Origin of the sequence: Paenarthrobacter sp. (assembly GCF_031180005.1) — a bacterium.
GTDB lineage: Bacteria > Actinomycetota > Actinomycetes > Actinomycetales > Micrococcaceae > Arthrobacter.
The window spans coordinates 1-3,995 of the sequence record NZ_JAPSHI010000064.1 but is presented as its reverse complement, the minus strand read 5'-3'; the positions used below and the strand labels follow the sequence as shown (position 1 = coordinate 3,995).

The following is a 3,995-nucleotide window of genomic DNA, read 5'->3' as shown; positions in this document are numbered from 1 at the left end:
GGGTGTGGGAGAGTAGGACACCGCCGGACAACCATTAGGTAGAGACCCCCCAACCCACCAGTTGGGGGGTCTCCCGCATTTAACAACCAAACCCACAACAGAAGCCTCCACCACCCATGGAGGCTTCCGACATTTAAGGCCCACGCCTCAGCGGGTCCCGTGGATTTGACTGAGGATGGATGGGTCGGTGATTTTGTCATCGTTCATTAACATGAAGGCTTTGGACAGGATCGTTGCCAGTCTTCCAGTCTTCTCCTCGAAGGGGAGGAAGATACGCTCGGACGATGATCTCGGTGCCTGCACGATGCAAAGGTAGGAATCGTCTGGTTCCATCAGAATGTTTCCTGATCCGAGGTGGATCTTGTAGGTGCGATGCGTACCCCGGACTATGAGATGGCGGTCCGTCAACTGGCAGGACTCAGCCAGAATTGTCCGGGGGAGGATTTCGCCGAGATACTCCTGTCTGGTCTGTGCTGATTCGGAGAGTGCCTCAGTGTGTGTTTCGCCCCAGTAGTCTCTGACGAGACCATTCGGGTGGTCTGCCCAATCCGGATCCGGTCCGATTGCAGCCACTGAGGTAAAGAGGTCCACGTCCCGCATGGCTTCGCTAAACACGGCCCGCGGTACTTCATCAAGGCCTATTGGCTCCCAGGTGTCCCGGGCAACGCGCCTTTCGAACCACACCCTGTTGGTTGAGCATAGGTTTGCACGTTCTGTTTCGAGCTCAAGAAGTTCGATGCTGAATGCCGCCCTCAGCTGTTCGTCAGGGAATTCGGAATACATCTGGGTGTCCTGGCCGCCGTCCCAAGGACCTAATTGGGTGCCGTGCCAGCCGCGTTCCTTCGCAACCGCCTGTGCACGAGCGTAGTCAAGCACGTGTGCGGCGTACCGGTTGGAGTAGTGTCCAGTCTCCAATTCGGCGGGAGTCAGCAGATAGAGCTCCCGGTATGCCTGCTTGAACGGTTGTCTCAACCGGTGCTGCAGTTGGTGGGAGCGCCAGGAGCGTACTTCATCGACACTCCGTGCCCACGGTTTCCATAGAACTACGGTTGCGTCGCCGGGGATGGCGTGTGCTTCGCCTTGGGTTCCCGCCAATTCCCAACCGCCGGCATCAGCAGTGCGTTGAGGGTAGCCGGAGAACTCTCCTTCCCTTGACGTGATCGTCCACAGCAGCTCGCGAGCGATAGTTGCAACCACGGGGTGTTCCAAGTAGCGTGTGCAGAAATCGTGGCCCGTCCACACTCGCTCGGAAGCCATGAGCCGTTCGAGCCGGCGTCGCTGGATATTCAGGGCATTTTTAGCTTCGCTCGCCGCGAGTTTTACGGTGGGCAAGTTCGGATGGTTCTTCAGTTGAGTGGGCATGGCCACCGGTTCTCCGGCTGCCGTGAACCATTCGAGCTTCACGGCAGCCGCGCCTTGTCCGTTCGTCAGGGAAAGCCTGGCCGTGTACTCGTCAATTTTGTAGGTCGTTACACCGCCGGCATCCAAGCCCAGATCGGGAACAGCTGTTTCCAGTAGTTCCGACGGAGAGATGCCTCGCTCTGCGGACAGTTGGTCGATGACGTTGACCAAGCGTTTGTGCAGGTTCTTGTTCTTGACCACGTCCCGGATGTGCGTGAGTGCTCCAACGACTTCAGCTGTGGCGGTCTCGTGGCTCTTGGCAATCTCCAGGAGCGCCTCCACGCCGGCGTTGGCCGCTATTGCGGAGCGGCAAACTCCGTTCTTGCCGTTGTGGCCTGCCCCCAGGTAGGCGGATGCGTCTCGAATGAGCTGAATATGTGCTGGTGCATCGTGCTGGAGCGCAAGGAGCCAGAGGGCGGCCCGCAGGACCGACCCAACGTGCGGGGTAACACATGAAATTTCGCCCAGGTCTGCCGTAGGCCTGCGCTCGGCAGCCAGGCCGAGTAGGGCCTGGGCAACCCCCAGCGCTTCCGGCTGCTCCGAGATCCGCAGATCTGCTGCGCGTTTCCACTTCGCCGTGGGCTTCGGCCCGCTCAGCTCGCTCATGAAGAGCAGTAGCCGGGCGACCTGGTGTTCCGGCAAAACGGGCCTCACCGCACTGGGTATTGAGGGGCCGAAGTCGTCGTCCTCAGCCACGTACTGCAAAGGGATACGGCCGTCTTCCTTGCTGTCATTGAGCAGCAATTCATCAAATTCGCGGATCTTTGGATGCAACCCCGGCCCATCCCGAAAATCCGTGAGCAGTATGGCCTCCAACCGCCGGGTCGCCGTCGGAATTTTGCATCGCTCAGTGGGTTCCAGCGCCAGGATTGGCTCGTGAAACGCGCCGCACCATGAAGGATAGATGTATCGGGAGTAGGGCACGTGGCTAAGCATCCAATTGAGCTCTTGGGCGGACCAGTCCAGCGGAGTCAGTTTCGAAAAGATGTAGAGCGCCTGCTCGACCGGTGGCAGCATGTGCACGCGGCCTGCCGGGATGCCGAAAGGCTCGTAATACCTGTCAGCGATCCCGTACCTGTGCTCGTGTACGTGCGCGAAGGTATAAGCGAATGCACCCTTCTGCCCATCCGGGTCGAGCTGCTCAAGGTACTTGGCAAACCGTTCCCGGTACTTTTCCAAGCTTTCCCCGCCACCTGCCCAATCGGAATGTGGAGTCATGAAGAACTCAAGGAGCCGGCCGCTTTGCATACCGGCCAAGACACGCAGACGTTCGGGCATGGCGAAACCCTCCTCTGAATCGACCAAGCTGCTCATCCCCCAACCAGCGGTACTAGCTTGATGAAGACAGCTTCGACGGCGGTGAGGGCGTCGACTTCGGCCGTCAGATCGCAGACCTGTCGGCCGTCAACCATCACGAAGAATGCATTCCGTTCAAAGCCTTTGACCGCAGTGTCAGCGTGCCGCTCCCAATTCACGGGCTTGTGGTCTGGTACCCGGCGTCCAAGACCGTTGAGCTCACTTTCCCTGGCGGAGACCTCCACCAGCCCGGGGGATTTTCCAGCCCCGTGGGTGGCGTTGTAACGCGCGACTTCCTCGCGCACGCGCCAGCGTATTAGCTCTTCAACTGTGATGACATCCGGCAGCCCGGAGAGCTCCAGTTGCTCTGTTGCCCCGGCTCCGGGCAATCTTTCATCACAGATTCGCAATGTCGCCATCAGGTTCCACCAATCGACTAGGCATTTACCGCATCGTATAAGCCAGGTCTGACAGTACTTACGCTTTGGCGGCTTTCGCGGCTGCCTTGGCCGCTTGCTTACTGGCGCGCACTTTGACCAGGGACTCCGGGTCCACGATGTCGGCGACCGAGAGGTAGGAGCCTGCCTCACCATAATGGCCGGCTGCTTCCCTCCATCCGTCCGCCTGTAGTTCGCACTGTTTGCCTAGCAAGGCCAGGAAGATCTTTGCTTTCTGTTCGCCAAAGCCGGGCAAGGCCTTTAGCCGACGGAGTACTTCAGGGCCATCGGGGTTTCCGCTGGTCCAGATAGCGGACGCATCGCCGTCCCATTCCCGATGTACTGTCGCGGCGAGGGCTTGGACCCTCGCGGCCATGGAACCAGGGAATCTATGGACAGCAGGCCGTTCCTTGAAGACTTCCACGAAGCCCGCGGGATCGTACTCCGCGATCGTGCCGGGTTCGAGGGAACCCATACGGGTGCGGATCTTCTCCGGACCGGCGAACGCCGACTCCATGGTGACTTGTTGATCCAGCAACATACCCGTCAACAACGCAAAGGCGTCGTCACTGAGTAGCTGGTCCGCGGCGGCATCTCCTGTGATGTGCAGTTCCATGCGTCCCATCCTCCCACCAGACAATGGCTTCGTCATTGGGCGTCCACCCGACGGTGTTTAGCCAGCTACTGCCGGCGCCGCGCCTCACCGTTAGTGAGGGGCGTTCGACGGCGGTTGGTGGGGGTTTGTGGGGTGGGGGTTGGGGTGGATTTGCGTTGGGGGTGTGGGGGGTGTATTGTTTTCTGAGTCGCCGGGTGCGAAACGGAAAGCCGGAAGGTGTGTACGGTTCGGTAGGCGGCCAAAAA

Annotated in this window: 3 protein-coding genes; all 3 read right to left on the bottom strand. The window is 59.7% G+C overall.

Translation table 11 applies throughout. The features are described from left to right. Positions 1–147 precede the first annotated feature (147 nt). From RIF72_RS19915 to RIF72_RS19905, 3 genes are read right to left on the bottom strand one after another with little or no spacing between them, the layout of a single operon-like run. Entirely contained in the window at positions 148–2,679 is a 2,532-nt protein-coding gene (locus RIF72_RS19915) for a DUF4132 domain-containing protein (protein ID WP_309076513.1), read from the bottom strand. 32 nt (positions 2,680–2,711) lie between these two features. Next, positions 2,712–3,116 carry a hypothetical protein gene (locus RIF72_RS19910; protein WP_139025120.1) on the bottom strand — a complete coding sequence of 135 codons (405 nt, stop codon included), beginning with the start codon at positions 3,114–3,116 and terminating at the stop codon, positions 2,712–2,714. A 58-nt stretch (positions 3,117–3,174) separates the two neighbouring features. Further along, positions 3,175–3,759 carry an HhH-GPD-type base excision DNA repair protein gene (locus tag RIF72_RS19905; RefSeq protein WP_309076514.1) on the bottom strand — a complete coding sequence of 195 codons (585 nt, stop codon included), beginning with the start codon at positions 3,757–3,759 and terminating at the stop codon, positions 3,175–3,177. Positions 3,760–3,995 lie beyond the last annotated feature (236 nt).